The organism is Streptomyces sp. NPDC056580, assembly GCF_042793175.1.
Lineage (GTDB): Bacteria > Actinomycetota > Actinomycetes > Streptomycetales > Streptomycetaceae > Streptomyces.
Genome location: NZ_JBHTVE010000014.1, coordinates 118310 through 144412 on the forward strand (window position 1 = coordinate 118310; position 26103 = coordinate 144412).

Consider the following 26103-nt stretch of genomic DNA (forward strand, 5'->3'; position numbering starts at 1 on the left):
TTAAGGGACCACAGTGCGGAGAGAAAGGCCGAGGCGGGAAGGGGAGAGCATCGGACGGACCTAAATCCATTGGCTCCTGACCCCCTCCCTCACCTAAAATCTCCGCTCTTGCCCGCCTCCTCTCGGAGTGCCGCCGCCCGGCCGGAAACCGGACGGCATCGTCGCCGGCCCGAAGACCGACGGCATACGTCGTAGCCACGCAGCAGGCCCACCCGGAGGCACCCCCTTGTCCACGCCCGCCCACGAACAGCTCGACGGCCCGCTCGACGGCCGGGACGCCCCGCTCGACGACCCGCTGGCCCGGGAGCGTTCGCACCTGGCCTCGTCCCGGTCGGCCCTGCGCGCCATGCGCGAGGACGTCGAGGCGCTGGACATCAGCGACGTCACCGCGAACTGGGTCAACGCCGCGGTGCTCGCCCACCAGATCGACGAGCGCATCAAGGCGCTCGCCGACCTCAGCGACACCCCGCTGTTCTTCGGCCGGCTCGACTACCTGCACGCCCCCGGCGCGTCGCAGGCCGAGGGCGCGGAGGGCGAGCAGTTCTACATCGGGCGGCGGCACGTGCACGACGCCGACGGCGACCCGATGGTCATCGACTGGCGGGCCCCGGTCTCGCAGCCCTTCTACCGCGCGTCCAAGAAGAACCCGATGGACATCGCGCTGCGCCGCCGCTTCGGCTACACCGGCGGCGACCTCACCGCGTACGAGGACGAGCACCTGTCCGACCCGGCGGAGGCGGCCACCACCAGCAAACTGCTCCAGCAGGAGATCGAGCGGCCGCGCGTCGGCCCGATGCGCGACATCGTGGCCACCATCCAGCCCGAGCAGGACGAGATCGTCCGCAGCGGGCTCGGCGGCACCGTCTGCGTGCAGGGAGGTCCCGGCACCGGGAAGACGGCCGTCGGCCTGCACCGGGTCGCCTACCTCCTCTACGCCCACCGGGAGCGGCTCGCGCGCACCGGCACGCTGGTCATCGGCCCGAACCGGTCCTTCCTGCACTACATCGAGCAGGTCCTGCCGGCGCTGGGCGAGCTGACGGTGCAGCAGGCGACCGTGGACGACCTGGTCGCGCAGGTGGAGGTGCGCGGCGCGGACGACGCGGCCGCCGCCGTGGTCAAGGGCGACGCCCGCCTCGCGGAGGTGCTGCGCCGGGCCCTGTACTCCCACGTGAGCATGCCCACCGAGCCGGTCGTGGTGGTGCGCGGCTCGCGGCGCTGGCGCGTCCCGGCGTACGAACTGGAGGAGCTGGTACGCGAGTTGCTGGACCGCAACATCCGCTACGGCGCCGCGCGCGAGGCCCTGCCGCAGCGGATCGCGCACGCGGTGCTGGTGCAGATGGAGCGCTCCGGGGAGGCGCCGGACGACCGGGTGCAGGACGCGGTCGCGCGCAACAGCGCGGTCAAGGCGGCCGTCAAGCAGATCTGGCCGGCCGTGGACCCGGCGAAGCTGGTGCTGCGGCTGCTCACCGACGCCGGCTTCCTCGCCGAGCACGCCGAGGGGCTCCTGGACGAGGACGAGCAGAAGACCATCCTGTGGGCCAGGCCGGTGCGCAGCGTGAAGTCGGCGAAGTGGTCGGCGGCGGACGCGGTGCTGATCGACGAGGCGACCGACCTGATCCAGCGCACGCACTCGCTGGGCCACGTCGTCCTGGACGAGGCGCAGGACCTGTCCCCCATGCAGTACCGGGCCGTGGGGCGCCGCTGCACCACCGGCAGCGCGACCGTCCTCGGCGACCTGGCGCAGGGCACCACGCCGTGGGCGACCCGGAGCTGGGAGGAGGCGCTGGCCCACCTCGGCAAGCGCGAGGGGGTCGTCGAGGAGCTGACGGCCGGTTTCCGCGTCCCGACCGACGTCATCACGTACGCCTCCCGGCTGCTCCCGCACATCGCGCCGGGGCTCACCCCGGTCGCCTCGGTCCGCGAGAACCCGGGCTTCTTCGAGGTCCGCACGATCGACGGGCCGGCCGAAGTGGTCGCCGCCTGCGAGGAGTTGCTGCGCAACGAGGGGTCGACGGGCCTGATCGCCGCGGACGCCCGTGTCCCGGTGCTCGCCGAGGCGCTGGCCGCGGCCGGGATCGCCCACCTGGCCCCGGGAGAGGAGACGACCCGCGAGACCCGGCTCACCCTGGTGCCGGCCTCCCTCGCCAAGGGCCTGGAGTACGACTACGTCGTGCTGGACGAGCCGGGGGCGGTGGTGGACGGCGAGCCGGACGAACGGACCGGACTGCGCCGCCTGTACGTGGCCCTGACCCGTGCGGTGTCCGGGCTGATCGTGACGCACACGGCCCCGCTGCCGGGGCAGCTCGCCGACCAGGCGCGCTGACGTCCCGCTCCGTCCCGCCGCCCCGGATGCGACGGGCGGCGGACGGCGGACGGCGCCCGGCCGGGCACGCCACCACCGGAGCGCCCTGACCCGCGGCAGGCGGCGGAGCCGCGTCCGCCGGGGCCGCTCGGCGGAGCCGCGTCCGCCGGGGCCGGGCAAACCTCCGACTCAGGTCACTAGGACCTGGCCAGGGCCGCGTCCTCGTCGAGCACCGACCGCCACTGCTCGACCGCCGTCGCCGAGACCGGCCCGAGCCAGCCGTCGGGGCGGGCCGCACCGCCGATGTGGAACGCCTCGATCCCGGCGGCGCGCAGCCGCGGCACATGGTCGAGGCGCAGTCCCCCGCCCACCATGATCTGCTGCTCGTAGCCGGGCTCGCCGCAGAGCGCCGCTTCGGCGACCAGGGTCGGCAGGCCGTCGTCCACGCCGGTCGCGGCTCCGGCCGTCAGATACGTGTCCAGACCGGGCAGGCCGGCGATCCGGCGGCGCAGGGCGTCGCGGTCGGCGGTGCGGTCGATGGCCCGGTGGAAGGTCCAGCGGCAGCCGTCCAGCGCGGCCACCAGCCGCTCCACCGCGGCCAGGTCGACCCCGCCCACCGGGTCGAGGAACCCGAGCACGAACTGGTCGGCGCCCGCGTCCCGCATCTCCCGCGCGACTCCGACCAGCCGGTCCACGTCACCGGCCGCGAAGCCGTCCGCCAGCCGCAGCATCACGCGCAGGTCGATGTCGACGGCGGCCCGGACGCCGGCGACGGTGGCGGCCGGCGGGGTGAGTCCGTCGGCCGCCATCTCGGTGACCAGCTCGAGGCGGTCCGCGCCTCCGGCCTGGGCGGCGACCGCGTCCTCGATGTCGAGGGCGATCACCTCCAGGACTGCACGCTTGCTCATGGCACCCCATTCATCGGCGGTATTCGTCGGCGGTTCATCGACGGCTACAGGTCTAGTCCAATCCAAGACTACGCCGATACGGGGACGCCCTTCATCCGAAGATGTTCAGCTCCCCCTCCCGCGCCCCCGCCAGCTCGTACCCCGTTCCGGGCAGCGGCCGCCCGGAGTACAGCCGTACGAGGGTGGGCGCGTCGCCGATGTAGCGGGCGGGCGGGGCGTCCCCGGCCACGGCGCCCAGCCGCAACGGCTCGTCCAGGTCGTCGAGGTCGGCGTGCAGCGACAGGTGCTCCTTCGCACGCGTGACCTGGGCCAGCAGCGCCAGCGCGTCAGGCAGCGCGGCGCCGGCGTAGGCCCCGGGCTCGCCCAGGACCTCCCGCACGTCACCGGCGTGCACCCACTCGCCCAGCGCGACCATGTCCAGCACGCCGCCGGCCTTGGCGATCAACGGCCCCGCCTCGGTCATCCCGCGCTCCAGCTCGTCCAGGACCCGGGCGTTCGTCCACCGGGCGCGTTCGGCGATGTCCCGGTCGTTGGACTCGGGCGAGAACACGCCCTTCTCGAACCGGCTCTCCACCACCCGGCTCAGCGCGGCGGAGCAGTGCGCCAGCACGTCCCGCACGGTCCATCCCGGACACGCGAGGGTGGGCAGCGCGAAGTCCGCGTCCGCTCGCGCCCGCAGCAGCGGTATCAACACGTCCCGCTCGGCGGCCAGCAGCCGGCCGGGCAGCTCGGGGTCTCGTACGTCGTGCACATCCGCAGGAGTCGTCATGGATGTCACGCTAGGGGGCCGACAGGCACACGTCACGGAACAATGGGGGTATGGCCGACCTCGACGCCCTGCGTGCCCGCTTCGCCCGCGCCCTGGAAGGAGCCCGCGGCCCCGGCGGCGGCCCCGATCCCGCCCTGTACGCCGACAACCTCCTGGCCCGCTGGCAGGAGCCGCAGCGGCACTACCACACGCTGACCCACCTCACCGCGGTCCTCGACCACGTCGACACGCTGGAGAAGTACGCCGCCGACCCGGACGTGGTCCGGCTGGCCGCCTGGTTCCACGACGCGGTGTACCTGCCCGACCGCTCCGAGAACGAGGAGCGCTCCGCGGCGCTGGCCGAGCGCGCGCTGCCCGAGGCGGGCGTACCGGCGCCGAAGACGGCCGAGGCCGCCCGTCTGGTCCGCCTCACCGTCACCCACGCCCCGGCCGCCGACGACCCCGACGGGCAGGTCCTGTGCGACGCCGACCTGGCCATCCTGGCCGCACCCCCGTCGGCGTACGCCCACTACACGGCCGAGGTCCGCGAGGAGTACCACTTCATCCCCAGCGACGCCTTCCGCGAGGGCCGGGCCGCCATCCTGCGCCAACTCCTCGGCCTGCCGCGCCTGTTCCACACCCCGCACGGCCGGGAGCACTGGGAACGCACGGCTCGCTACAACCTCACGGGCGAGCTGGAACTGCTGTCGGGCTGAGGAGTCCAGCCGGACAACCGGAAATCTGTCGCCCCCCGCGGACCGCCCCCCTAGGGTTCGCCCATGCGACCTATGAACGGGGAAGACGTGACCAAGGCCGTCGACGGGTGCCTCGCGGTGCTCGGGCCGGTGGCGGGGCGGGACTGGGAGGGGGTGCGGGGCAGCGGTCTGGAGTGGAGCTGCCGGAAGACCGTGGAGCACGTCGCGGGTGCTCTGATCTCCTACGCGGGCCAGTTGGCCGGACGGCCGCAGGACGCCTACACGCCCTTCGGCATCGAGATCGACGAGGGCGCCGACAACGCCGGCCTGCTGGAGGTCGTGCGGACGACGGGTGCGCTGCTCGCCGCCGCCGTGCGCACCACCCCGCCGCACGTGCGCGCGTTCCACCCCTACCCCTTCCGCGCCGCCGACCGCGAGGGCTTCGCCGCGATGGGTGTCGCCGAGGTGGTCCTGCACACGCGTGACGTGGCCCAGGCGCTCGGCGTCGCCTACGAGCCGGCGGACGGTCTCGCCGAGGCCGTGCTCGGCTGGCTGTTCCCGCACGTGCAGCCCGGGCCCGCGGCCTGGCCGACCCTGCTGTGGGCGACCGGCCGGGGCGAACTGCCGGGGCGGGCGCCGGTCACCGAGTGGCGCTGGCGCAACAACCTCGTCCTCCCCGCCGAGCGGCTCGATCTGGTAGGACTGCGGCCGGCCGTCGCCCGCGATCTCCGGCTCGGCGGCGACGGGGGGCTGGACTGGCTCGAGGGCGGGCCGTACGAGGGCACGCGGGAGGCCGCCGGCTTCATGGTGAAGGCGTACGAAGGGGGCGTGCACCGGCCGGAGTTCGGGGTCTTCGCACTGGTGCGGAAGGAGGACGGCCGCGCGGTCGGCGGCATCGGCTTCCACGGCGTGCCGGACGAGGACGGCCGGGTGGAGATCGGCTACGACCTGGTGGAGGGCGCCCGCGGCCAGGGCTACGCCACCGAGGCCGTGCGCGCGCTGGCGGACTGGGCGCTGGCCCGGGACGACGTCGCCTCGCTGTTCGCGACCGTGGAGCGGGAGAACACCGCCTCGCAGGCCGTGCTGGGCCGGGCCGGCTTCGCACGGGTGAGCGAGGACGACGGCAGCGGCGCCGAGTTCGCCTACGAACTGCGGCGCTGAGCGAGCCCCTTGGGCCGGCGCAGCCCCGCCGCGCGCAGCAGCCGCACCACCTCGCGGCTGCTGATCTGCACGGCCCCGGCGGCCACCGCGTCCGCGTACCGGTGCGACGGAAGGTCGTAGTGGTCGCGTTCGAAGGCCCGCCGGGGCACGCCGAGCCCGGCCGCGAACACGTGCAGTTCGTCGTAGGAGGCGTCGCTCACCAGGTGCGACCACATGCGGCCGTGGCCGGGCCAGGCCGGCGGGTCGATGTAGACGGTCACGGGCGCCTCATGAGGTGCGCGTCCCGCCCGTGGCCCGGCCGAGCGACCCCACCGAGGCGACCTTGACGCCGGCCTTGTGGCACACCCAGTGCGGATCGGGGCCCAGATCCGGCTCCACGTCCAGGGCGTGCGGGTCGCCCGCGCCGCACACCGGGCACAGCGGCCAGCGGCCGTAGCGCTCCAGCAGCGCGTCCTGGACGTCCTGGGCGACCAGCCCGGGCAGGAAGGGCAGGCCGTCCGGCCACTGCTCGACCCACCAGCGCCGTTCGGCGACGGAGTCCTCCACCAGTGAGACCACGTCTGCCTCGGCGACCTGGCCCGCGACCAGGTCGGCGAGCACCAGGGCGCGGGCCGTGTGCAGCGCCTGCTCGAGCGGGGTGAATGACTCCATGGTCCCATTGTGCGCACTCTTGACCGCGGGACCGAACCGAAAATATCTTTCATCGGTGACCCAGGACGTGAAGGAAATTTTCGGCAGTCCGCTCGGCTCCCTCGCCGCGAAGGTGCGTACCCTCGCGCCGTCCATGACCCGCTCCATGCAGCGCGTCGCCGAGGCCGTCGCGGGCGATCCGGCCGGCTGCGCCGCCCTCACGGTCACCGGCCTCGCCGAACTGACCGGCACCAGCGAGGCGACGGTCGTCCGCACCGCCCGCCTGCTCGGCTATCCCGGTTACCGCGATCTGCGCCTCGCGCTCGCCGGCCTGGCCGCCCAGCAGCAGTCGGGCCGGGCGCCCGCGATCACGACGGACATCGCGGTGGACGACCCCATCGCCGACGTCGTGACCAAGCTCGCCTACGAGGAGCAGCAGACCCTGGCCGACACCGCCGCCGGGCTCGACACCGCACAGCTCGGCGCGGCCGTCACCGCGCTCGCGGGCGCCCGCCGCACCGATGTGTACGGGATCGGCGCGTCCGGTCTCGTCGCCCAGGACCTGACCCAGAAACTGCTGCGGATAGGGCTCATAGCCCACGCGCACAGCGATCCGCATCTCGCCGTGACCAACGCGGTGCAGCTCCGCTCGGGTGACGTGGCGATCGCCATCACCCACTCGGGTTCCACCGGCGACGTCATCGAGCCGCTCCGGGTCGCGTTCGACCGCGGGGCGACCACCGTCGCCATCACCGGCAGGCCCGACTCGCCGGTGACGCAGTACGCCGACCACGTGCTGACGACGTCCACGTCACGGGAGACGGAGCTGCGGCCCGCCGCGATGTCCTCCCGGACCAGTCAGCTCCTGGTGGTGGACTGCCTGTTCGTCGGGGTGGCACAGCGGACGTACGAGAGTGCGGCGCCCGCTCTGGCCGCGTCCTACGAGGCGCTGGCACACCGGCACCGCTCCACCCCCAGGTGAGTGCTAGCACGCGAATCGGAGAGAGCCACCCCCCATGACCTCCCAAGACCTGCGCAATGAGCTGGAGTCCCTCACCACGGAAGCGTTCCGGCCGGAACTCGCCGAGATCGACCGGCTGCCCACCCTCGACATCGCACGCCTCATGAACGGCGAGGACGCGGGCGTGCCCGCCGCCGTCGCCGCGCGCCTGCCGCAGATCGCGGCGGCCATCGACGCCGTGGCCGAGCGCATGGCCCGCGGCGGGCGCCTGGTCTACGCCGGCGCGGGCACCGCCGGGCGGCTCGGCGTCCTCGACGCCTCCGAGTGCCCGCCGACCTTCAACACCGAGCCCGGCCAGGTGGCCGGCCTGATCGCGGGCGGCCCCGAAGCGATGGTCACCTCGGTGGAGGGCGCCGAGGACTCCGCGGAACTGGCCCGCGAGGACCTCGACGCGCTGAAGATCGGGCCCGAGGACACGGTGGTCGGCGTCTCCGCCTCAGGCCGCACCCCGTACGCCGTAGGCGCCGTCGAACACGCCCGCGCGCTGGGCGCCCTGACCATCGGCCTGTCCTGCAACGAGCACAGCGCGCTCGCGGCCGCCGCCGAGCACGGCATCGAGGTCGTCGTCGGGCCCGAACTGCTCACCGGTTCGACCCGGCTGAAGGCCGGCACGGCACAGAAGCTGGTGCTCAACATGCTGTCGACGATCACCATGATCCGGCTGGGGAAGACGTACGGGAACCTGATGGTCGACGTCCGCGCCTCCAACGCCAAGCTGCGGGCCCGTTCCCGCCGCATCGTCTCACTGGCCACCGGGGCCCCCGACGAGGAGGTCGAGAAGGCGCTCACCGAGGCGGGCGGCGAGGTGAAGAACGCGATCCTGATCGTCCTCGCGGGTGTCGACGGCCCCACGGCCGCCCGCCGCCTGGCGGACTCCGCCGGCCATCTGCGCGCCGCGCTGGGCCCGACGGCCACCTGACCGGGCGCCGGCCGGGGCGTACGGCTGCCGCCGGGGCGTACCACCGGCCGCGGGCGCGTTACCGTCGAACTGCCGGCTCCGGCCGGCGCCATCCTGCACCCGGAGAAGCCGAAGGACTGCGCGGACCGACATGAACCACGCCCAGCTCACCGCCCTCGGACGTGCCCTCAGGCTGCTCGGGGAGCACGGGGATGCCCTGTCCGCCGACACCCCGGACGCCCGGCTGCACGAGGTCAAGGCCGATCTGCGGCGGGCCCTCGACCTGCTGGACGAGACCGTGGGGGCGGGGGCGCCCACCACCCGGTGCCCCGAGCACCCGCACGGGCCCGTCGACAAGAGCGCGCCCGACCTGTGCCTGCTGTGCGAGACCCGGCGCCGGGCCGCCCGGCGCTCGGAGTACCAGAGCGGCGGCCGGGCGCAGGCGGATGCGGCGCCCGCCGCCGGGTCCTCCCGGTACGGCGTGCGCGCCGACCGCCCCCAGCCCCAGCAGCGGTGGCTGCCGGAGGCGTGGAACGGGCGGGAGTGGCAGCTGTGCGGGACGCCCCGGCGGGACCGGCGGGAGGCCGAGGCGTACCTCGCCGCCCAGCGGCGCGGCTCCCGGCCGGCGATGGCCTACCGGCTGGTGCACGAGTTCACCGACTACGAGGTGCTGCGGGTGTGGGGGACGCCCGTCCAGGTCGACATCGAGCCGATGGGCAACCTGTAGGCGTCCCCGGGACCACGCCTCAGCTCAGGGACTGCAGCGCGGCCGCGTCGTACGGCTTCAGCTCGTCGAAGCGGTCGCCGAGCACCTTGGCCGCCCACTCGGGGTCCTGCAGCAGGGCGCGGCCGACGGCCACCATGTCGAACTCCTCGGCCTCCAGGCGGTCGAGGAGGTTGTCGATGCCCTTGACCGGGGAGCCCTCGCCCTGGAAGGCGTTGATGAAGTCGCCGTCGAGGCCGACCGAGCCGACGGTGATGACCGGCTTGCCGGTGAGCTTCTTCGTCCAGCCCGCGAGGTTCAGGTCGGAGCCCTCGAACTCGGGGAGCCAGTAGCGGCGGGTGGAGGCGTGGAAGACGTCGACGCCCGCGGCGGCCAGCGGGGCGAGGATCGCCTCCAGCTCCTCGGGGGTCTCGGCGAGGCGGGCGTCGTAGGCCTCCTGCTTCCACTGGGAGAAGCGGAAGATGACCGGGAAGTCCGGGGAGACCGCTGCGCGGACGGCCGCCACGATCTGCGCGGCGAAGGTGGTGCGGGCGACCGGGTCGCCGCCGTAGGCGTCGGTGCGGCGGTTGGTGCCCTCCCACAGGAACTGGTCGAGCAGGTAGCCGTGGGCGCCGTGGATCTCCACGCCGTCGAAGCCGATGCGCTCGGCGTCGGCCGCCGCCTGGGCGAAGGCGCCGATGACGGCGTCGATGTCGTCCTGGGTCATGGGCGTGGCGTCCTCGGTGCCGTCCACGCGCAGCCCGGAGGGGCCGTGGGAAGGGGCGTCCGGGTGGGGGTTCTGGCCCTGCTTGCGGACGGTGCCGATGTGCCAGAGCTGCGGCACGATGGTGCCGCCCGCCTGGTGCACGGCCTCGGCGACCTTCGCCCAGCCGGCGAGCTGCTCCTCGCCGTGGAACCGGGGCACCCGGCTGCTGCCGCCTGCGGACTCGTGGCCGACGTAGGTGCCCTCGGTGACGATCAGGCCGACGCCGGCGGCGGCGCGCCGGGCGTAGTAGGAGACCACGTCCTCGCCGGGGACGCCGCCGGGGGAGAACATCCGGGTCATCGGCGCCATCACGATGCGGTTGGGGACGGTCAGACCGCCCAGGGTGATGGGGCGGGAGAGGATCTGGGCCGCGCGGGAGGCGGGGGGCGGCGTGACGGTCACGTGGGGACTCCTCGGTGACGACTCGGTTGACCGATTGGTATGTGCGCACGCATTGTTGCAGCTCCTTAAGGAACCTCCCAGAGGCGGTGGCGCATTCCGCCGGCGGCCGAGCGGAGCTGTGATCCAGGACACGCCCGAGGGCGGCATCCCCTGCCTGTGGCAGGGGATGCCGCCCTCGGAAAGGACAGGCCGATCCGCGCGGGATCAGAAGTCCATGTCACCGCCCGGCATGCCGCCCGGAGCGGCCGCGGCGGCCTTCTCCGGCTTGTCGGCGATGACGGCCTCGGTGGTGAGGAACAGCGCGGCGATGGAGGCGGCGTTCTGCAGCGCGGAACGCGTCACCTTCGCCGGGTCGATGATGCCCTCGGCGATCATGTCGACGTACTCACCGGTCGCGGCGTTCAGGCCGTGGCCGACGGTCAGGTTGCGGACCTTCTCCACGACGACGCCGCCCTCGAGACCACCGTTGACGGCGATCTGCTTGAGCGGGGCCTCCAGGGCGAGCTTCACGGCGTTGGCGCCGGTCGCCTCGTCACCCTCGAGCTCCAGCTTCTCGAAGACCTGGGAGGCCTGCAGCAGGGCCACGCCACCACCGGCGACGATGCCCTCCTCGACGGCCGCCTTGGCGTTGCGCACGGCGTCCTCGATGCGGTGCTTGCGCTCCTTGAGCTCCACCTCGGTGGCGGCGCCGGCCTTGATGACCGCGACACCGCCGGCGAGCTTCGCCAGGCGCTCCTGCAGCTTCTCGCGGTCGTAGTCCGAGTCGCTGTTCTCGATCTCGGCGCGGATCTGGTTCACGCGGCCCTGCACCTGCTCCGAGGAGCCGGCACCGTCCACGATGGTGGTCTCGTCCTTGGTGACGACGACCTTGCGGGCGCGGCCCAGGAGGTCCAGGGTCGCGTTCTCCAGCTTGAGGCCGACCTCCTCGGAGATGACCTCGCCGCCCGTGAGGATGGCGATGTCGCCGAGCATGGCCTTGCGGCGGTCGCCGAAGCCCGGGGCCTTGACGGCGACGGACTTGAAGGTGCCGCGGATCTTGTTGACCACCAGGGTCGACAGGGCCTCGCCCTCGACGTCCTCGGCGATGATCAGCAGCGGCTTGCCCGACTGCATGACCTTCTCCAGGAGCGGGAGCAGGTCCTTGACCGAGGAGATCTTGGAGTTGGCGATGAGGATGTACGGGTCCTCGAGCACCGCCTCCATGCGCTCCATGTCGGTCGCGAAGTAGGCGGAGATGTAGCCCTTGTCGAAGCGCATGCCCTCGGTGAGCTCGAGCTCCAGGCCGAAGGTGTTGCTCTCCTCGACGGTGATGACGCCTTCCTTGCCGACCTTGTCCATGGCCTCGGCGATGAGCTCGCCGATCTGGGTGTCGGCGGCGGAGATGGACGCGGTGGAGGCGATCTGCTCCTTGGTCTCGACGTCCTTCGCCTGCTCCAGCAGGGCGGCGGAGACGGCCTCGACGGCCTTCTCGATACCGCGCTTCAGAGCCATCGGGTTGGCGCCGGCGGCCACGTTGCGCAGGCCCTCGCGGACCAGCGCCTGGGCGAGCACGGTCGCGGTGGTCGTACCGTCGCCGGCGACGTCGTCCGTCTTCTTGGCGACTTCCTTGACCAGCTCGGCGCCGATCTTCTCGTACGGGTCCTCGAGCTCGATCTCCTTGGCGATGGAGACACCATCGTTGGTGATCGTGGGGGCGCCCCACTTCTTCTCGAGGACGACGTTGCGGCCCTTGGGGCCGAGCGTCACCTTGACGGCGTCCGCGAGCTGGTTCATGCCGCGCTCGAGGCCGCGCCGCGCCTCCTCGTCGAACGCGATGATCTTGGCCATGTGAAGTGGTCCCTCCAGGACTGGGGGTGATTCCTTCGGACCGCGCCCGCGCCCGCGACGGACGGCTCGCCGGCCGCGTGGTTCCTTGCCCCACTTGGCCTGCGGGCCTCACCGACCCGGTCCTCACTGTCACTCTCACCTTCAGAGTGCTAACGCCAATGATTAGCACTCGGCATGGTCGAGTGCAAGCGCCTTCGGGGTTGCGGGGCACTGTCGGCCCCCGCGAACAAGGGGGCGCGCGCGGCCCGGACGCGCGGGCGCCCCCCGCCCCGGCGCGCGCGAGGGCGCGCCGGGCACGGCGAAGGGCCCGCACCCTGTGCGAGGTGCGGGCCCTTCGTGCAAGAAACGTTCAGGCGCTGAGGCGAACCATGTCGGCCTGCGGGCCCTTCTGGCCCTGCGAGATCTCGAACTCCACCCGCTGGCCCTCTTCCAGGGTGCGGTAGCCGTCCATCTGAATGGCGCTGTAGTGGACGAATACGTCCGCACCACCGTCGACCGCGATGAAGCCGTACCCCTTCTCCGCGTTGAACCACTTGACGGTGCCCTGAGCCATGCCTAACTCCCCTATTACTGGCCCTTGCACAGATCCGCACTTCGCGGACCCGGGTCAGACCTCACCCCCCATTGGCCGGGGGCGTGCGCCGGAACGCGTCGACCGCCGCTGAATGTATCTGCCCAACTGCCGTCTGCAACAGGTCAATCGGACGAGAAATATGGACGCGAACGGTCCGGAATGTAGCGTGAATTCGCCCGAATTCAGGGCAAGTCGGGCCCCATAAAATACGCAAAAGCCGCAGAGAGAGCCCGCACTTTGGCTGCTTCTTGTCGGGTGCACCGCGGCGAATCCAAGGTTCCCGGCCCACGATCCGGGGGCAGGTTCCCCAACTCTACCGTGCTCAATCACACTGAATGGCCCCCTCCGTTTCTCTCACGGTGGAGGCCATTCAATGAACGATCGGCAACTGGGGTTACCGAAGGTAATGATCGGGCATTCGGTCAGCCGCCGGCGACGGCCGGAATGATCGAGACGCCGGCGCCGTCCGGCGTGGCGGTCTGCAGGCCCTGCTCGAAACGGACATCGTCGTCGTTGACGTACACGTTGACGAAGCGGCGCAGCTTGCCCTGGTCGTCCAGCACCCGGGCGGCGATCCCGGTGTGGTTCTCCTCCAGGCTCTCGATGACCTCGGCGAGGGTCGCGCCCTCGGCCGCGACCTCGGCCTGCCCGCCGGTGTAGGTGCGCAGGATGGTGGGGATGCGAACGGTCACGCTCATGCGAGGCCAGCCTCTCGGAAGGAGTCCAGGTTCGGGCGGATGGTGGCGGTGAGGCCGGTGCCGGCCACCGCGTCCAGGGTCTTGAGGCCGTCGCCGGTGTTGAGGACGACGGTGGTCTTCGCCGGGTCCAGGAGCCCGTCCTTGAGCAGCTTGCGGGTGACGCCGACGGTCACGCCGCCCGCCGTCTCCGCGAAGATGCCCTCGGTGCGGGCCAGCAGCTTGATGGCGTCCACGACCTCCTCGTCCGTCACGTCCTCCACCGCTCCGCCGGTGCGGCGCGCGATGTCCAGGACGTACGGCCCGTCGGCCGGGTTGCCGATGGCCAGGGACTTGGCGATGGTGTTCGGCTTCTGCGGCCGCACGACGTCGTGGCCCGCCTTGTACGCGGTCGACACCGGCGAGCAGCCCTCGGCCTGGGCGCCGAAGATCTTGTACGGACGGTCCTCGACCAGGCCCAGCTCGATCAGCTCCCGCAGACCCTTGTCGATCTTGGTGAGCTGGGAGCCGGAGGCGATCGGGACCACGATCTGGTCCGGCAGCCGCCAGCCGAGCTGCTCGCAGATCTCGTACGCCAGCGTCTTGGAGCCCTCGGCGTAGTACGGCCGCAGGTTGACGTTGACGAAGCCCCAGCCCTCGCCGGCCGGGTCGCCGATCAGCTCGGAGCAGAAGCGGTTCACGTCGTCGTAGTTGCCCTCGATGCCGACGAGTTCGCCGCCGTAGACCGCGGCCATGACGACCTTGCCCTGCTCCAGGTCGTGCGGGATGAACACGCAGGAGCGGAAGCCGGCCCGGGCGGCGGCGGCGCCGACGGCGCCGGCCAGGTTGCCGGTGGAGGAGCAGGACAGGGTGGTGAAGCCGAAGGCGCGCGCGGCCTCCAGGGCCTGGGCGACGACACGGTCCTTGAAGGAGTGCGTCGGGTTGCCGGAGTCGTCCTTCACGTACAGGCCGCCGCTGACGCCCAGCTCGCGGGCCAGGTTGTCGGCCTTGACGAGCTTGGTCCAGCCCGGGTTGATGTTGGGCTTGTCGGCCACGTCGGCGGGGACGGGCAGCAGGGGCGCGTAGCGCCAGATGTTCGCGGGGCCCGCTTCGATGCGCCGGCGCAGCTCTTCGGCGTCGTAGCCGGAGAAGTCGTATGCGATCTCCAGCGGGCCGAAACACTCCTCGCACGCGAAGACAGGTCCGAGGGGTACCCGGTGGCCGCACTCGCGACAGCTCAGGGCAGCGGCGGGGCCGAGGTCGACGGCGGGATTGCTGGTGCTTGCAACTGTCTGCACAGCCATGGAGGCGAGGCCCTTTCTCCTCATCTTCCTCACGACGCATCTCGCCGTGAGACGGATTTGGCACCTTCCCTGGCCGGGAGCCTCGCGATGACGAGTGCGGCTCAGGGGGGTTGCCGGGGCTTCATCGGGCCGTGTCCCTCTGCCCCTCTGGATGAGCGGTATTCGGTTGTGAACGCCGGGCGACCCCCGACATGCGATGGTCATCGGCGTTGTTCAAGACTGTAACCGACGGCCGGGACAGTTGAGATAGTCGTCCGAACCGCGAGATGCATCACTCCCGTCAGGTGTGATCACGAAAGTGAGGAGCCGCAGACCGTGCTGGAAGAAGTCGAGCGCTGGCTGGCCACCCGCTCCTGGTCCGTGGCCGACCGTCCGCTGCACGGAGTCCTGGCCGCCAAGCAGCGCACCGGACTGTCCGTCTCCGTCGTCCTGCCCGCGCTCAACGAGGAGGAGACGGTCGGCGAGATAGTCGCCGCCGTCCGCCGGGACCTCATGCGCCGGGCCCCGCTGGTCGACGAACTGGTCGTCGTCGACTCCGGCTCCACCGACCGCACCGCCCAGGTCGCCTCCGCGGCCGGCGCCCGGGTGGTGCACCGCGACGCCCTCCTGCCGCGCATACCGGCCGTCCCCGGCAAGGGCGAGGTGCTGTGGCGCTCGCTGCTGGCGACGAGCGGGGACATCGTCTGCTTCGTCGACGCCGACCTGCGGGAGTTCTCCTCGGACTTCGTGCTCGGCATCGTCGGCCCGCTGCTCACCGACCCGGACGTCGACCTGGTCAAGGCGATGTACGACCGCCCGCTCGGGGGCGCCGCCGGGCAGGGCGGCCGGGTCACCGAGCTGATGGCCCGCCCGCTGCTGAACATGCACTGGCCGCAGCTCGCCGGTTTCGTGCAGCCGCTGGGCGGGGAGTACGCGGCCCGCCGCTCGCTGCTGGAGCAGCTTCCGTTCCCGGTGGGCTACGGGGTGGAGCTCGGCATGCTGGTGGACGCGCTGCACCTGGTGGGCCTGGACGCGCTGGCCCAGGTGGACGTGGGCGTGCGCAGGCACCGGCACCAGGACGGGCAGGCGCTCGGCCGGATGGCCGCGGCGATCTACCGCACCGCCCAGCTCCGGCTGGCCCGCGGCCACCTGGTGCGACCCTCGCTCACCCAGTTCGAGCGGGGCGAGGACGGGTTCGAGCCGCGCACCTACCCGGTGGACACCGAGGAGCGGCCGCCGATGGCGGAGATCGCGGAGTACGCGCACCGCAGGGTGGCCTGAGCGGCCGCGCGGGCGGTGCGCCGGGCGGCGCGGCGGACGCGGAAGAACGGCTGTATACAGCCCCCTTCCCGGGCGGAGCGTACGTTTGAGCGTTTCCGGGCCGGGCTAGGTTGAGAGTCATGTCTTCCACGCACGCTGCTGAGGTGCTGGTCGCGTCCAACCGCGGCCCGGTTTCGTACGAGGTGCTCGAGGACGGCTCGCTGCGCGCCAGACGGGGCGGGGGCGGGCTGGTCTCGGGGCTGTCGGCCATCGGGCCGGACACCAACGCGGTGTGGGTCTGCGCCGCGCTCGGCGACGGCGACCGGGAGGCGGTACGGCGGGCGGGCGGCGGCCTGCTGCCCGCCGAGGACACCGCCGGGCAGCGGGTGCGGATGCTGGACATCGACGCGGCCGTGCACCACGACGCCTACAACGGCATCGCCAACTCGGTCCTCTGGTTCGTCCACCACATGCTCTACCAGACCCCGCTGGAGCCGGTCCTCGACGCGGAGTTCCGCCGCCAGTGGGCCTCCTACCAGGCGTACAACCGGGCGTTCGCCGAGGCGCTGGCGCAGGAGGCGGCCGAGGGCGCCGCGGTGCTCATCCAGGACTACCACCTGGCCCTCGCCCCGCGCATGCTCCGCCAGCTCCGCCCCGATCTGCGCATCGGCCACTTCTCGCACACCCCCTGGGCCCCGCCGGACTACTTCCGGCTGCTGCCCGACGACATCGCCGCCGAGCTGCTGACCGGCATCCTCGGCGCGGACCGGGCGGCGTTCCTGACGCAGCGCTGGGCGGACGCGTTCACGGACTGCTGCCACGCGGTGCTCGGACCCGGCATCCCGTCCGGGACCAGGATCGGGGTGCACGGGCTCGGAGCGGACGCCGACTTCCTGCGCGAGCGGGCGCACCGGCCGGACGTGGACGAGCGGATGGCGGCCCTGCGCGCGGAGGTCGGCGAGGGGCGCCGGACCATCGTCCGGGTGGACCGCACCGAGCTGTCCAAGAACATCGTGCGCGGGCTGCTGGCGTACCGGCAGCTGCTGGAGGCCCGTCCCGAGTGGCGCGAGCGGGTGGTGCACATCGCGTTCGCCTATCCCTCGCGGCAGGACCTCGAGATCTACCGCGACTACACCGCCGAGGTGCGGCGGGTCGCGGAGGAGATCAACTCCCGCTACGGGACGCCCGGCTGGACGCCGGTGGTGCTGCACGTCAGGGACGACTTCGCCCGTTCCCTGGCCGCGTACCGGCTCGCGGACGTGGCGCTGGTCAACCCGATCCGGGACGGCATGAACCTGGTCGCCAAGGAGGTGCCGGTCGTCTCCGACGAGGGGTGCGCGCTGGTGCTCTCGCGGGAGGCCGGGGCGTACGAGGAGCTGGGCGAGGACGCGATCGTGGTGAACCCGTACGACGTCGTGGGGACGGCGGAGGCGCTGCACGCCGCGCTGGGCCTGTCCCCGGGCGAGCGGGCCGAGCGGTCGAAGAAGCTGGCGGCCGCGGCGACCGCGCTGCCGCCGCAGCGCTGGTTCCTTGACCAGCTCGACGCGCTGACCGGCTGAGGAGTCCGGCGGCGCGGCCGCGTCAGCCGAGCCTCGCCGCCAGTGCGCCCAGGAGCGCGACCACGCCCTGCGGGCCGTCGACCACCAGGTCGGCCCGTTCGGCCAGTTCCGTGACCTCGCTGCTGCCGCTGCAGACCAGCAGGCCGGGGACGCCCTCGGAACGCAGCTCGCTCACGGCCGCGAAGGCGGGGAGGTCGCCGAGGTCGTCGCCCGCGTAGAGGACGGACCCGGCGGCGGTGCGGCGGACGTGGTCGAGGAGGGCGACGCCCTTGTCCATGCCGGGCGGGCGCAGCTCGAGGACCAGCCGGCCGGGTTCGACGATCAGGCCGTGCCGGGCGGCCAGTTCGGCGAGGGGCGCGCGCAGCGCCTCGAAGGCGGCCTGAGGGTCGTCGGCGCGGCGGGTGTGCACGGCGACGGCCCGGCCCTTGTCCTCGATCCAGGTGCCGCGCCCGGCGCCGGACCGCTCCAGCAGCCCGGGCAGCTCGGCGCGGACCGCGGCCACACCGGGGTGCGGCGGGGGCGCGGTGACCTCGCCGGTCGCGGCGTCCCAGCGCTCGGCGCCGTAGTGGCCGAGGACGGTGAGGTGCTCCAGTCCCGGCACGTCAGCGAAGCCGCCGTAGCGCACCGCGACCTCGGCGGGCCGGCCGGTGACCACGGCGACGGAGGCCACCTCGGGGGCGAGCGCGGCGAGCGCGGGGACGGTGCCGGGGTGGGCGCGGGCCTGTTCGGGGTCGGCGACGATCGGGGCGAGCGTGCCGTCGAAGTCGAGGCCGATCACCGCCGCGCGGGGTTTGGCCAGCAGCGCGTGCAGTCCGTCGCGGCCGGCCTGGGTCGCCGGGGTCGGCAGGAGGTCCATACAGGGACCCTATCCGGCGGGGGCCCGGGTCACTCCTGGAGCTTCTCCCCCGCTCCGCGCCGGGGTGTCAGCGCTCCGCGCGGCGGGCGTCGCGCACCCGGCGCAGGCGATTGACCGTCACCGGGTCCAGGGCGAGCGCCCGTGCGTCGTCCAGGAGGGCGTTGAGGAGCTGGTAGTAGCGCACCGGGGCGAGACCCAGTTCCTCGCGGATCGCGCGCTCCTTGGCGCCGGGGCCGGAAAAGCCCCGGCGTTCCAGCGCGAGGATGGCCTGTTCGCGGCTGCCCAGTTCCTCCATGGGGGCAACCGTAGCGCCGGGCACCGACAGCCGGCTCAGTTGACGTCGGCGCTGTCCGCCGCGGAGGCCGTCGACTGCAGCCGGGCCAGGACGTCGGCGGGGCTGCCGCCGGGGGCGACCGCCTGGCCGATGTCCTTCTTCACGGCGGCGCTGACCGAGGCCCACGAGGTCTTGCCGACCGGGTAGAGCTGGGAGACCGGCAGTTCGTCGAGGAAGGGGCGCAGCACCTTGTCGGCGGCCGCGTCCGATTCGGACATGGCGCTGGACGCGGAGTCGGTGACCGGCAGCAGCCCGTACTCGCGGGAGAAGGCGAGGACGTTCTTCTTCTCGTAGACGAAGTCGAGGAAGTCGCCGATCTCGCGGGCGTGCCCGTTCTGCCTGAAGCCCATCATCCAGTCGGCGACGCCCATGGAGGCCTTGGTCCGGCCGGTGCGCCCCGGCATCGGGACGGTGCCGAACTTCACGCCCTTCCTGGCCGCCTGCTGGATCAGCGTGGGGTGGCCGTTGAGCATGCCCACCTGGCCGTCGGCGAAGGCGGCGAAGGCGTCCGCGCGGTTCAGTCTGCCGGGGGCGACGGGGCCGGTCAGGCCCTTGCCGACCAGGTCGTCCCGGAGCCAGGTGAAGGTCTCCACGTTCTTCGCGGAGTCGATGCTGTAGGCGCCGGCGTCGTCGGTGTAGCCGTCGCCGCCGCCCAGCAGCCACTGCATGGTCTCGGCCTGCGCCTCCTCCGGGCCGAGCGGCAGCGCGTAGGGGTACTTCACGCCCTTGTCCTTGAGCGCGCGGGCGTCGGCGGCCAGTTCGTCCCAGGTGGCGGGCGGGGTGATGCCGGCCTCGTCGAAGAGGGTCTTGTTGTAGAAGAGCACCCGGGTGGAGGCCGCGAACGGGATGCCGTACTGCACGTGCTTCCACTGGCCGGCGTCGGAGAGCGCGGAGGGGAAGTCGGCCTGGGTGCGGATGGAGAGCAGGTCGGAGGCCTGGTAGAGCTTGCCCGCGGCCGCGTAGTCGGCGTAGGCGCCGATCTGGGCCAGGTCGGGGGCGTGCCCGGCGTCGACCATCTCCTTGACCTTGCGGTCGACGTCGTTCCAGGAGTAGACGCTGACCTCGACCTTCACCCCGTGCGCGGCCTCGTACTCCTTGGCCAGCCCGTCCCAGTACTTCTCGGAGCCGTTCGCCGCCGAGTCGCCGTAGTCGGCCGCGACGAGTCTGAGGGTCACGTCGGAACCCGTGCTCCCGCAGCCGCCGAGGACCGCCGTCATGCCCAGTGCGGACATCACCGCGATCGTTCCTGCCGTACGCCGACGCACCCTCAAAGCCCCAACCCTGCCGTCTGACCGTTCAACATGTGGACACATAAGGTCTACACCACGTGAGTGGACTAGACCTCTTGCGGGTCAGGGGGCCACACTGTCCCCCGTGAGACATGTCATCGCCCTGGACGTGGGCGGTACCGGGATGAAGGCCGCCCTCGTCGGTGACGACGGTGCGCTGCTGCACCGCGCCCGCCGGGCGACGGGACGCGAGCGCGGGCCGGACGCGGTGGTCGGGTCGATCCTCGGCTTCGCCGCCGAGCTGCGCGCTTACGGCCTGGAGACCTACGGCGAGCCGGCCGCAGCGGCCGGCATCGCGGTCCCCGGCATCGTCGACGACGAGCACGGCGTCGCCGTTTACGCCGCCAACCTCGGCTGGCGGGACGTCCCGCTGCGCGCTCTGCTCGCCGAGCGGCTCGGCGTCCCGGTGGCGCTCGGCCACGACGTGCGCACCGGCGGCCTCGCGGAGGGCCGGATCGGCGCGGGCAAGGGCGCCGACCGGTTCCTGTTCGTGCCGCTGGGCACCGGGATCGCCGGCGCGATCGGCGTCGACGGCCGGGTGGAGGCGGGCGCGCACGGCTTCGCCGGCGAGATCGGGCACATCGTCGTACGGCCCGCCGGCGCCCCGTGCCCCTGCGGGCAGCGCGGCTGCCTGGAGCGGTACGCCTCCGCCTCCGCCGTCAGCGAGGCATGGGCGGCGGCCTGCGGGGACCCGGAGGCGGACGCGGCCGACTGCGCCAAGGCCGTCGCGTCCGGCGACCCGAACGCCGTCCGGGTGTGGCAGGAGGCGGTGGACGCGCTCGCCGACGGGCTGGTCACCGCGCTCACCCTGCTGGACCCGCGCACGTTGATCATCGGTGGCGGCCTGGCCGAGGCGGGGGAAGTGCTGTTCCAGCCGCTGCGGGACGCCGTCCGGCGCCGGGTCACCTTCCAGAAACTGCCGTCCATCGTCCCCGCCGCCCTCGGCGACACCGCCGGCTGCCTGGGCGCGGGACTTCTCGCCCGGGATCTCCTCGACTCCACCGACCCCACGACCGACCCCACGGAGGTAACCGCCTGATGGCTCCCAGCTTGGTACTCGCAGGTGCTCGGGTGGTACTGCCCACCGCAGTGGTGGACGACGGGCGCGTGGTCGTGGAGGGCACGAGGATCACCGCGGCCGGCGCGGCGGACGCCGGGAGCGCCCCGGCCCCGGCCGGCGCCGAGGTGATCGACGTGAGCGGTCACTGGCTGGTCCCGGGTTTCGTGGACATCCACAACCACGGCGGCGGCGGGGCGTCCTTCTCCGGCACGGCCGAGGAGATCCTCACCGCCGTCCGCACCCACCGGCGGCACGGCACCACCACACTGGTCGCCTCCACGGTCACCGAAGAGATGGACCTGCTGGTCCGGCAGGCCGGGCTGCTGAGCGAGCTGGCCGAGCAGGGGGACATCGCGGGCATCCACTTCGAGGGGCCGTTCATCTCGCCGTGCCGCAAGGGCGCGCACTCCGAGGAACTGCTGCGCGACCCGGACCCGGCCGAGGTGCGCAAGCTGATCGACGCCGGGCGCGGCCGGGCGCGGATGGTCACACTGGCGACCGAGCTGCCGGGCGGCATCGACTCCGTGCGGCTGCTCGCCGAGCACGGGGTGATCGCGGCGGTCGGGCACACGGACGCCACCTACGAGCAGACCGTCGCGGCCGTCGACGCGGGCGCCACGGTCGCCACCCACCTCTTCAACGCGATGCCTCCGCTGGGCCACCGCGCCCCCGGCCCGATCGCCGCCCTGCTGGAGGACGAACGGGTCACCGTCGAGCTGATCAACGACGGCACCCATCTGCACCCGGCCGCGCTGGAGCTGGCGTTCCGTCACGCGGGCGCCGGGCGGGTCGCGTTCATCACCGACGCGATGGACGCGGCCGGCATCGGCGACGGCCGCTACATGCTCGGCCCGTTGGAGGTCGAGGTCAGCGAGGGCGTGGCCCGGCTGGTGCACGGCGGCTCGATCGCCGGTTCCACGCTGACCCTGGACCGCGCGTTCAAGCGGGCGGTGACGGTCGACGGGCTGCCGGTGCGGGACGCCGTCACCGCGCTGTCCGCCAACCCGGCCCGGCTGCTGGGGATGTCCGACCGCATCGGCTCCCTGGAGCCCGGCAAGGACGCCGACCTGGTGCTGCTGGACGCGGACTTCGACCTCAAGGGCGTGCTGCGCCGGGGAGAATGGGTCGTCGCGCCCCGACTGCCCTGATCCGTCCAGGCGTCCGGAGACGGCGGCCGGCCCGCGCACTGGGCCGGCCGCCGTCTCTTTGGCATGATCAGGTCCCCGCAGACCGATGACGCGACGGACTTCGAGGGAGGTCGGACCGGGTGCTCCTCACGGTCACGCTGAACACCGCTCTCGACATCACCTACCGCGTGGGGTCGCTGCGGCCGCACGCCTCGCACCGGGTCTCCCAGGTCATCGAACGGCCCGGCGGCAAGGGCGTGAACGTGGCCCGCGTGCTGGCCGCCCTCGGCCACGAGGTGACGGCCACCGGCTTCGCCGGCGGCGCCACCGGCCGGGTGCTGCGCGAACTCCTCGCGGAGGCGACCGGGGTGACGGACGCACTGGTGCCGATCGGCGGGGCCACCCGGCGCACGGTCGCCGTGGTGGACGAGCGGACCGGCGACACCACCCAGCTCAACGAACCCGGCCCGCAGATCTCCCCGGCCGAGTGGGCCGCCTTCCAGGACCGGTACGCCGAACTGCTCGGCCGCGCCTCCGCGGTGGCGCTGTCCGGCAGCCTCCCGCCCGGCCTGCCGGTGGGCGCGTACGCGGGTCTGATACGCGCGGCCCGCGCCCGCGGTGTCCCGGTGCTGCTGGACACCAGCGGGGAGCCGCTGCGCCGCGGGGTCGCGGCCCGGCCCGACATCATCAAGCCGAACTCCGACGAGCTGGCCGAACTCACCGGCTCGCACGAGCCGTTGCGCGCCACCCAGGACGCCCGGCGGCGCGGCGCCCGCGCGGTGGTCGCCTCCCTCGGCCCGGACGGCCTGCTCGCCGCCACCCCCGAGGGCCGCTGGCGCGCCGCCCCGCCCGCCCGCGTCCACGGCAACCCGACGGGCGCCGGCGACTCCGCGGTCGCGGGTCTGCTGTCGGGACTCGTGGAACAACTCCCCTGGCCGGACCGGCTGACCCGGGCGGCGGCCCTGTCTGCGGCGACCGTACGGGCGCCCGGGGCGGGGGAGTTCGACCCCGGGACCTACGCGGAACTGCTGGGGCGGGTCGCGGTGACCGGAGTGGCCAGCGCGGCGTGAGGGCCCGCGGGCCCTCGCCCTCGGCGCCCCAAGGGCCGTCCCGTAATCCCCGGCGGGCACGCGACGACAGCTACGGCGCCTCGCCGCGTTGTCGGATCGCCCGAATACGCCCAGTATGAGGAAGACCCTCCGCCTTGCGATGCACCGCATCTGACGCCGCGCGCTGATCCACCGGGGATTACGGGACAGCCCTTAGCTCTTGACCTGGCCCTTCTTGATCCAGAGCTGGTCCAGCAGGGCGTCGCACTTGTCGCCGGGCTGGCAGGAGATGGAGACCGTGTTGTGGCCCTTCTCGAGCGTGGGCCAGACGAACGTCGTGGTCCAGCCCTTGGAGAAGTCACCGTCGTTGGTGTGGGTGTAGTTCTTCAGCGGCAGCTTGGTCGCGAACGGCTTGCCGTTGACGGTGACCGTCATCGCCTGGTCCTCGCCGACGACGCTGAAGTGCGCGAAGAGGGTGTAGGGGCCCTGCTCGGGAACGTCGTCGAACGTCCAGGTGACCGAGGACCCCACGCTGTTCAGGCCGCCCACGTAGGTGCCGCCCGCGGCCTGGGCGCCCTTGACGTCCGAGGCCTTGGCGGCGTTGCCGGCGAGCTGCAGGTCGGCGGCGTCGGCCTTCGGCAGTTCGCCGGACGGCGCGGAGGCGCTGTTCGACGGGCTGGGCTCGCTGCTCTGGGACTGGGCCGGGGAGGCGTCCGCCTGGTTGCCGGACTTGTCGTCGGTGTTGCCGTTGATCATCGCCACGCCGATGCCGATGACGACCGCGGCGACCACCGCGATCGCGCCGATCAGCAGGCCCTTGGTGTTCGGGCCGCGCCGCCCGCCGCCACCGCCCGCCGGCGCCATGGACTGCCGTCCCGCCGGGGCGCCGCCGGGCAGCGTCTCCGGGGCCTGGTAGTGGGCGTTCGGCTGGCCGTAGGCACCCTGCTGCTGCGGGACCGCGGTCTGCTGCGGGACCGCGGTCTGCTGCTGGCCGTAGCCGGCCTGCGGCTGGGCGTACTGGCGCTCGCCGACCGCACGCACTCTGCTGACCGAGTTCGGATAGCCGTAGCCACCCGTCGGCGGCTGGGCCCCTCGGGCCTGGCCGTCGGCGTACAGGTAGCCGAACGGGTCGTCGTCCTCGGGCGTGCTCGCGCCGTTGTCGCCGGGCGTCATCCCTTGGTACTCCTCAACAGGTGCGGGTGGATGCGATACGGGTGTGGAATGGCGAGCCTACCCGCTCCGACTGGGCCAAACGGGTGACTCGCATCGCATCAGCTCACTGACCTGCGATTCATCCGGCACGCCGGTGCTGTTTGGGACGAGATCGTTTCTCTATGTACATCCGCTCGTCGGCGGACTTCAGCACTTCGTCCGCGGTCATCCCGCAGTGCGCCCAGCCGATGCCGAAGCTCGCGCCCACCCGGACCGCCCGGCCCTCGGCGCGGATGGGCTGGATGATCTCGTTGCGCAGGCGCACGGCGAGGTCCTGGGCGTCGGCCTTGCCGAGACCGTCGGCGAGGATCACGAACTCGTCGCCGCCGAGCCGGGCGACCGTGTCCCCGTCGCGCACCCCGTGGGTCAGCCGCCGGGCGACCTCGATGAGCACCGCGTCGCCCGCGTTGTGGCCGAACCTGTCGTTGATCGACTTGAAGCCGTCCAGGTCGCAGAAGAGGACCGCGAGCCCCTTGGCGCCGTCGTCGTGGCCGCCCTCCGGGGCGACGGTGTGGACGTGGTGGTCGTAGCCCTCGAACGCCTCGGCGCCCTGCGCGAAGTCGAATCCGTGCCCGGGCGGGGCGTCGAAGGCGGGGTGGCCGTAGGCCGCGTCCAGGGACTCCAGCGCGCCGGCGTGGGCCGGCCGGTGACACAGGCGCGCGGAGAGCCTGGAGCGCAGCTCGGCGGAGTTCGGCAGGCCGGTCAGGGAGTCGTGGGAGGCGCGGTGGGCGAGCTGCAGCTCCCGGCGCTTGCGCTCCTCGATGTCCTCGACGTGGGTCAGCAGGAAGCGGGGCCCGTCGGCGGCGTCGGCGACGACGCTGTTGCGCAGGCTCACCCAGACGTAGCTGCCGTCGCGGCGACCCAGGCGCAGCTCGGCCCGGCCGCCCTCGGCGGACGTCCGCAGCAGGGTGCCGATGTCCTCGGGGTGGACCAGGTCGGAGAAGGAGTACCGGCGCATCGCGGAGGCGGGACGGCCGAGCAGACGGCACAGGGCGTCGTTGGTGCGCAGGATGCGGCCGTGCTGATCGCCGCCCATCTCGGCGATGGCCATGCCGGAGGGCGCGTACTCGAAGGCCTGCCGGAAGCTCTCCTCGCTGGCCCTGAGCGCCTGCTGCTCGCGCTCCAGGCGGACCAGGGCGCGCTGCATGTTGGACCGCAGGCGCGCGTTGCTGATCGCGATGGCGGCCTGGAAGGCGTACATCTGCAGGGCCTCGCGGCCCCAGGCGCCGGGGTGCCGGCCGTTGCGCGGCCGGTCGACGGATATGACGCCGAGCAGCTCGCCGGAGGAGTTGCCCTGTGCCCCGGGCGTGTACATCGGGGCGAAGAGGCGGTCGGCGGGGTGCCACTCGTCCTCGAAGCGGGGGGCGGGGCCGTCGGTGTACCACTGCGGGACGTCGTCGTCGTCCAGCACCCAGCCCTCGGTGTGGGGTATGAACACCAGGTCGCCCCACTGCTCGCCCATGGCAAGGCGCCGTTCCCAGGAGTCCCGGGAGCCGACCCGGCCGGTGATCAGGGACTCGGCGGCGGAGTTGCCGGAGAAGGCGGCGACGACGAGGTCCCCGTCGGGCCGCACCAGGTTCACGCACGCCAGCTCGTACCCGAGAGCGCCCACGGCGCCGTCGGCGACGGTCTGCAGGGTGTCCGCCAGGCTGCGCGCCGTGTTCATGTCGGCCATGACCTGGTGAAGCTGCCGCAGGGACGCAAGGCGGACATACGGCTCCGACTCGGTCTCCATGCTCGCCCTCCCCCCGAGACCTCGCAGCGC

At 72.9% G+C, this 26103-nt stretch carries 25 protein-coding genes and 1 riboswitch; of the genes, 11 read left to right on the top strand and 14 right to left on the bottom strand.

Going from position 1 to position 26103, the window contains the following annotated elements:
* Positions 1-226 precede the first annotated feature (226 nt).
* Entirely contained in the window at positions 227-2323 is a 2097-nt protein-coding gene (locus ACFQ9Z_RS28980; RefSeq protein ID WP_383025220.1) for a HelD family protein, read from the top strand.
* 176 nt (positions 2324-2499) lie between these two features.
* Here the strand turns inward: ACFQ9Z_RS28980 and ACFQ9Z_RS28985 are convergent, their stop codons facing one another.
* Together ACFQ9Z_RS28985 and ACFQ9Z_RS28990 are read right to left on the bottom strand one after the other, a co-directional pair.
* Positions 2500-3210: a copper homeostasis protein CutC gene (locus ACFQ9Z_RS28985; protein WP_383025223.1), complete on the bottom strand. Its 711-nt coding sequence runs from the start codon at positions 3208-3210 to the stop codon at positions 2500-2502.
* Positions 3211-3301: 91 nt separating this feature from the next.
* On the bottom strand, positions 3302-3979 hold the full coding sequence (locus ACFQ9Z_RS28990) for a maleylpyruvate isomerase family mycothiol-dependent enzyme (RefSeq protein WP_383025228.1): 678 nt from the start codon (positions 3977-3979) through the stop codon (positions 3302-3304).
* 50 nt (positions 3980-4029) lie between these two features.
* Between ACFQ9Z_RS28990 and ACFQ9Z_RS28995 the strand changes: the two genes are divergently transcribed.
* Complete coding sequence (locus ACFQ9Z_RS28995) at positions 4030-4674, top strand: hypothetical protein (RefSeq protein ID WP_383025231.1); 645 nt, start codon at positions 4030-4032, stop codon at positions 4672-4674.
* Positions 4675-4737: 63 nt separating this feature from the next.
* On the top strand, positions 4738-5814 hold the full coding sequence (locus ACFQ9Z_RS29000; RefSeq protein ID WP_383025234.1) for a GNAT family N-acetyltransferase: 1077 nt from the start codon (positions 4738-4740) through the stop codon (positions 5812-5814).
* On the opposite strand, the gene ACFQ9Z_RS29005 is transcribed toward ACFQ9Z_RS29000, so the two are convergent.
* Positions 5796-6074 carry a DUF4031 domain-containing protein gene (locus ACFQ9Z_RS29005; RefSeq protein WP_143630981.1) on the bottom strand — a complete coding sequence of 93 codons (279 nt, stop codon included), beginning with the start codon at positions 6072-6074 and terminating at the stop codon, positions 5796-5798. The genes ACFQ9Z_RS29000 and ACFQ9Z_RS29005 overlap by 19 nt on opposite strands.
* Before the next feature lie 7 nt (positions 6075-6081).
* Positions 6082-6465 carry a hypothetical protein gene (locus ACFQ9Z_RS29010; RefSeq protein WP_383025238.1) on the bottom strand — a complete coding sequence of 128 codons (384 nt, stop codon included), beginning with the start codon at positions 6463-6465 and terminating at the stop codon, positions 6082-6084.
* 55 nt (positions 6466-6520) lie between these two features.
* Between ACFQ9Z_RS29010 and ACFQ9Z_RS29015 the strand changes: the two genes are divergently transcribed.
* From ACFQ9Z_RS29015 to ACFQ9Z_RS29025, 3 genes are all read left to right on the top strand, one after another.
* Positions 6521-7426, top strand: coding sequence for a MurR/RpiR family transcriptional regulator (locus ACFQ9Z_RS29015; RefSeq protein WP_383025241.1), 906 nt, complete (start codon positions 6521-6523; stop codon positions 7424-7426).
* A gap of 34 nt (positions 7427-7460) precedes the next feature.
* Entirely contained in the window at positions 7461-8384 is a 924-nt protein-coding gene (gene murQ / locus ACFQ9Z_RS29020; protein ID WP_383025245.1) for an N-acetylmuramic acid 6-phosphate etherase, read from the top strand.
* 130 nt (positions 8385-8514) lie between these two features.
* Complete coding sequence (locus ACFQ9Z_RS29025) at positions 8515-9090, top strand: hypothetical protein (protein ID WP_383025248.1); 576 nt, start codon at positions 8515-8517, stop codon at positions 9088-9090.
* A 19-nt stretch (positions 9091-9109) separates the two neighbouring features.
* On the opposite strand, the gene ACFQ9Z_RS29030 is transcribed toward ACFQ9Z_RS29025, so the two are convergent.
* The 5 genes from ACFQ9Z_RS29030 to thrC form a co-directional block, all read right to left on the bottom strand.
* On the bottom strand, positions 9110-10234 hold the full coding sequence (locus ACFQ9Z_RS29030; RefSeq protein ID WP_143630976.1) for an NADH:flavin oxidoreductase: 1125 nt from the start codon (positions 10232-10234) through the stop codon (positions 9110-9112).
* Between the two features lie 204 nt (positions 10235-10438).
* A complete protein-coding gene (gene groL / locus ACFQ9Z_RS29035) occupies positions 10439-12061 on the bottom strand; it encodes a chaperonin GroEL (RefSeq protein WP_383025253.1) in 1623 nt (540 codons plus the stop codon).
* Between the two features lie 349 nt (positions 12062-12410).
* Positions 12411-12614 (bottom strand): cold-shock protein, encoded by a 204-nt coding sequence (locus tag ACFQ9Z_RS29040; RefSeq protein WP_004929928.1) that lies wholly within the window; start codon positions 12612-12614, stop codon positions 12411-12413.
* A 443-nt stretch (positions 12615-13057) separates the two neighbouring features.
* Positions 13058-13333 carry a ubiquitin-like small modifier protein 1 gene (locus tag ACFQ9Z_RS29045; RefSeq protein WP_383025260.1) on the bottom strand — a complete coding sequence of 92 codons (276 nt, stop codon included), beginning with the start codon at positions 13331-13333 and terminating at the stop codon, positions 13058-13060.
* Positions 13330-14613: a threonine synthase gene (thrC, locus tag ACFQ9Z_RS29050; protein ID WP_383025264.1), complete on the bottom strand. Its 1284-nt coding sequence runs from the start codon at positions 14611-14613 to the stop codon at positions 13330-13332. The genes ACFQ9Z_RS29045 and thrC overlap by 4 nt, the downstream gene beginning before the upstream one ends.
* 17 nt (positions 14614-14630) lie before the next feature.
* Positions 14631-14771: riboswitch (SAM riboswitch) on the bottom strand.
* Between the two features lie 157 nt (positions 14772-14928).
* On the opposite strand from thrC, the gene ACFQ9Z_RS29055 reads away from it, so the two are divergent.
* The gene (locus ACFQ9Z_RS29055) at positions 14929-15873 is read left to right on the top strand and encodes a glucosyl-3-phosphoglycerate synthase (RefSeq protein ID WP_383025267.1); all 945 of its coding nucleotides are present in this window, start codon (positions 14929-14931) and stop codon (positions 15871-15873) included.
* 119 nt (positions 15874-15992) lie between these two features.
* Entirely contained in the window at positions 15993-17411 is a 1419-nt protein-coding gene (locus ACFQ9Z_RS29060) for a trehalose-6-phosphate synthase (protein WP_383025270.1), read from the top strand.
* 22 nt (positions 17412-17433) lie between these two features.
* On the opposite strand, the gene otsB is transcribed toward ACFQ9Z_RS29060, so the two are convergent.
* The 3 genes from otsB to ACFQ9Z_RS29075 form a co-directional block, all read right to left on the bottom strand.
* A complete protein-coding gene (gene otsB, locus ACFQ9Z_RS29065; protein ID WP_383025275.1) occupies positions 17434-18267 on the bottom strand; it encodes a trehalose-phosphatase in 834 nt (277 codons plus the stop codon).
* A gap of 67 nt (positions 18268-18334) precedes the next feature.
* The gene (locus ACFQ9Z_RS29070) at positions 18335-18562 is read right to left on the bottom strand and encodes a DUF3263 domain-containing protein (protein WP_143630971.1); all 228 of its coding nucleotides are present in this window, start codon (positions 18560-18562) and stop codon (positions 18335-18337) included.
* Between the two features lie 35 nt (positions 18563-18597).
* A complete protein-coding gene (locus ACFQ9Z_RS29075) occupies positions 18598-19833 on the bottom strand; it encodes an extracellular solute-binding protein (RefSeq protein WP_383025280.1) in 1236 nt (411 codons plus the stop codon).
* A gap of 142 nt (positions 19834-19975) precedes the next feature.
* Between ACFQ9Z_RS29075 and ACFQ9Z_RS29080 the strand changes: the two genes are divergently transcribed.
* The 3 genes from ACFQ9Z_RS29080 to ACFQ9Z_RS29090 all read left to right on the top strand — a co-directional run bounded on the left by ACFQ9Z_RS29080 (position 19976) and on the right by ACFQ9Z_RS29090 (position 23147).
* Positions 19976-20929 carry an ROK family protein gene (locus ACFQ9Z_RS29080; RefSeq protein ID WP_383025283.1) on the top strand — a complete coding sequence of 318 codons (954 nt, stop codon included), beginning with the start codon at positions 19976-19978 and terminating at the stop codon, positions 20927-20929.
* Complete coding sequence (nagA, locus tag ACFQ9Z_RS29085; protein WP_383025286.1) at positions 20929-22098, top strand: N-acetylglucosamine-6-phosphate deacetylase; 1170 nt, start codon at positions 20929-20931, stop codon at positions 22096-22098. The genes ACFQ9Z_RS29080 and nagA overlap by 1 nt, the downstream gene beginning before the upstream one ends.
* 119 nt (positions 22099-22217) lie before the next feature.
* Positions 22218-23147: a 1-phosphofructokinase family hexose kinase gene (locus ACFQ9Z_RS29090; RefSeq protein WP_383025289.1), complete on the top strand. Its 930-nt coding sequence runs from the start codon at positions 22218-22220 to the stop codon at positions 23145-23147.
* Between the two features lie 192 nt (positions 23148-23339).
* Here the strand turns inward: ACFQ9Z_RS29090 and ACFQ9Z_RS29095 are convergent, their stop codons facing one another.
* Both ACFQ9Z_RS29095 and cdgB read right to left on the bottom strand, forming a co-directional pair.
* Entirely contained in the window at positions 23340-24299 is a 960-nt protein-coding gene (locus ACFQ9Z_RS29095; RefSeq protein WP_383025293.1) for a carbohydrate-binding protein, read from the bottom strand.
* A gap of 118 nt (positions 24300-24417) precedes the next feature.
* Entirely contained in the window at positions 24418-26073 is a 1656-nt protein-coding gene (gene cdgB / locus ACFQ9Z_RS29100) for a diguanylate cyclase CdgB (RefSeq protein ID WP_383025296.1), read from the bottom strand.
* Positions 26074-26103: the final 30 nt, after the last annotated feature.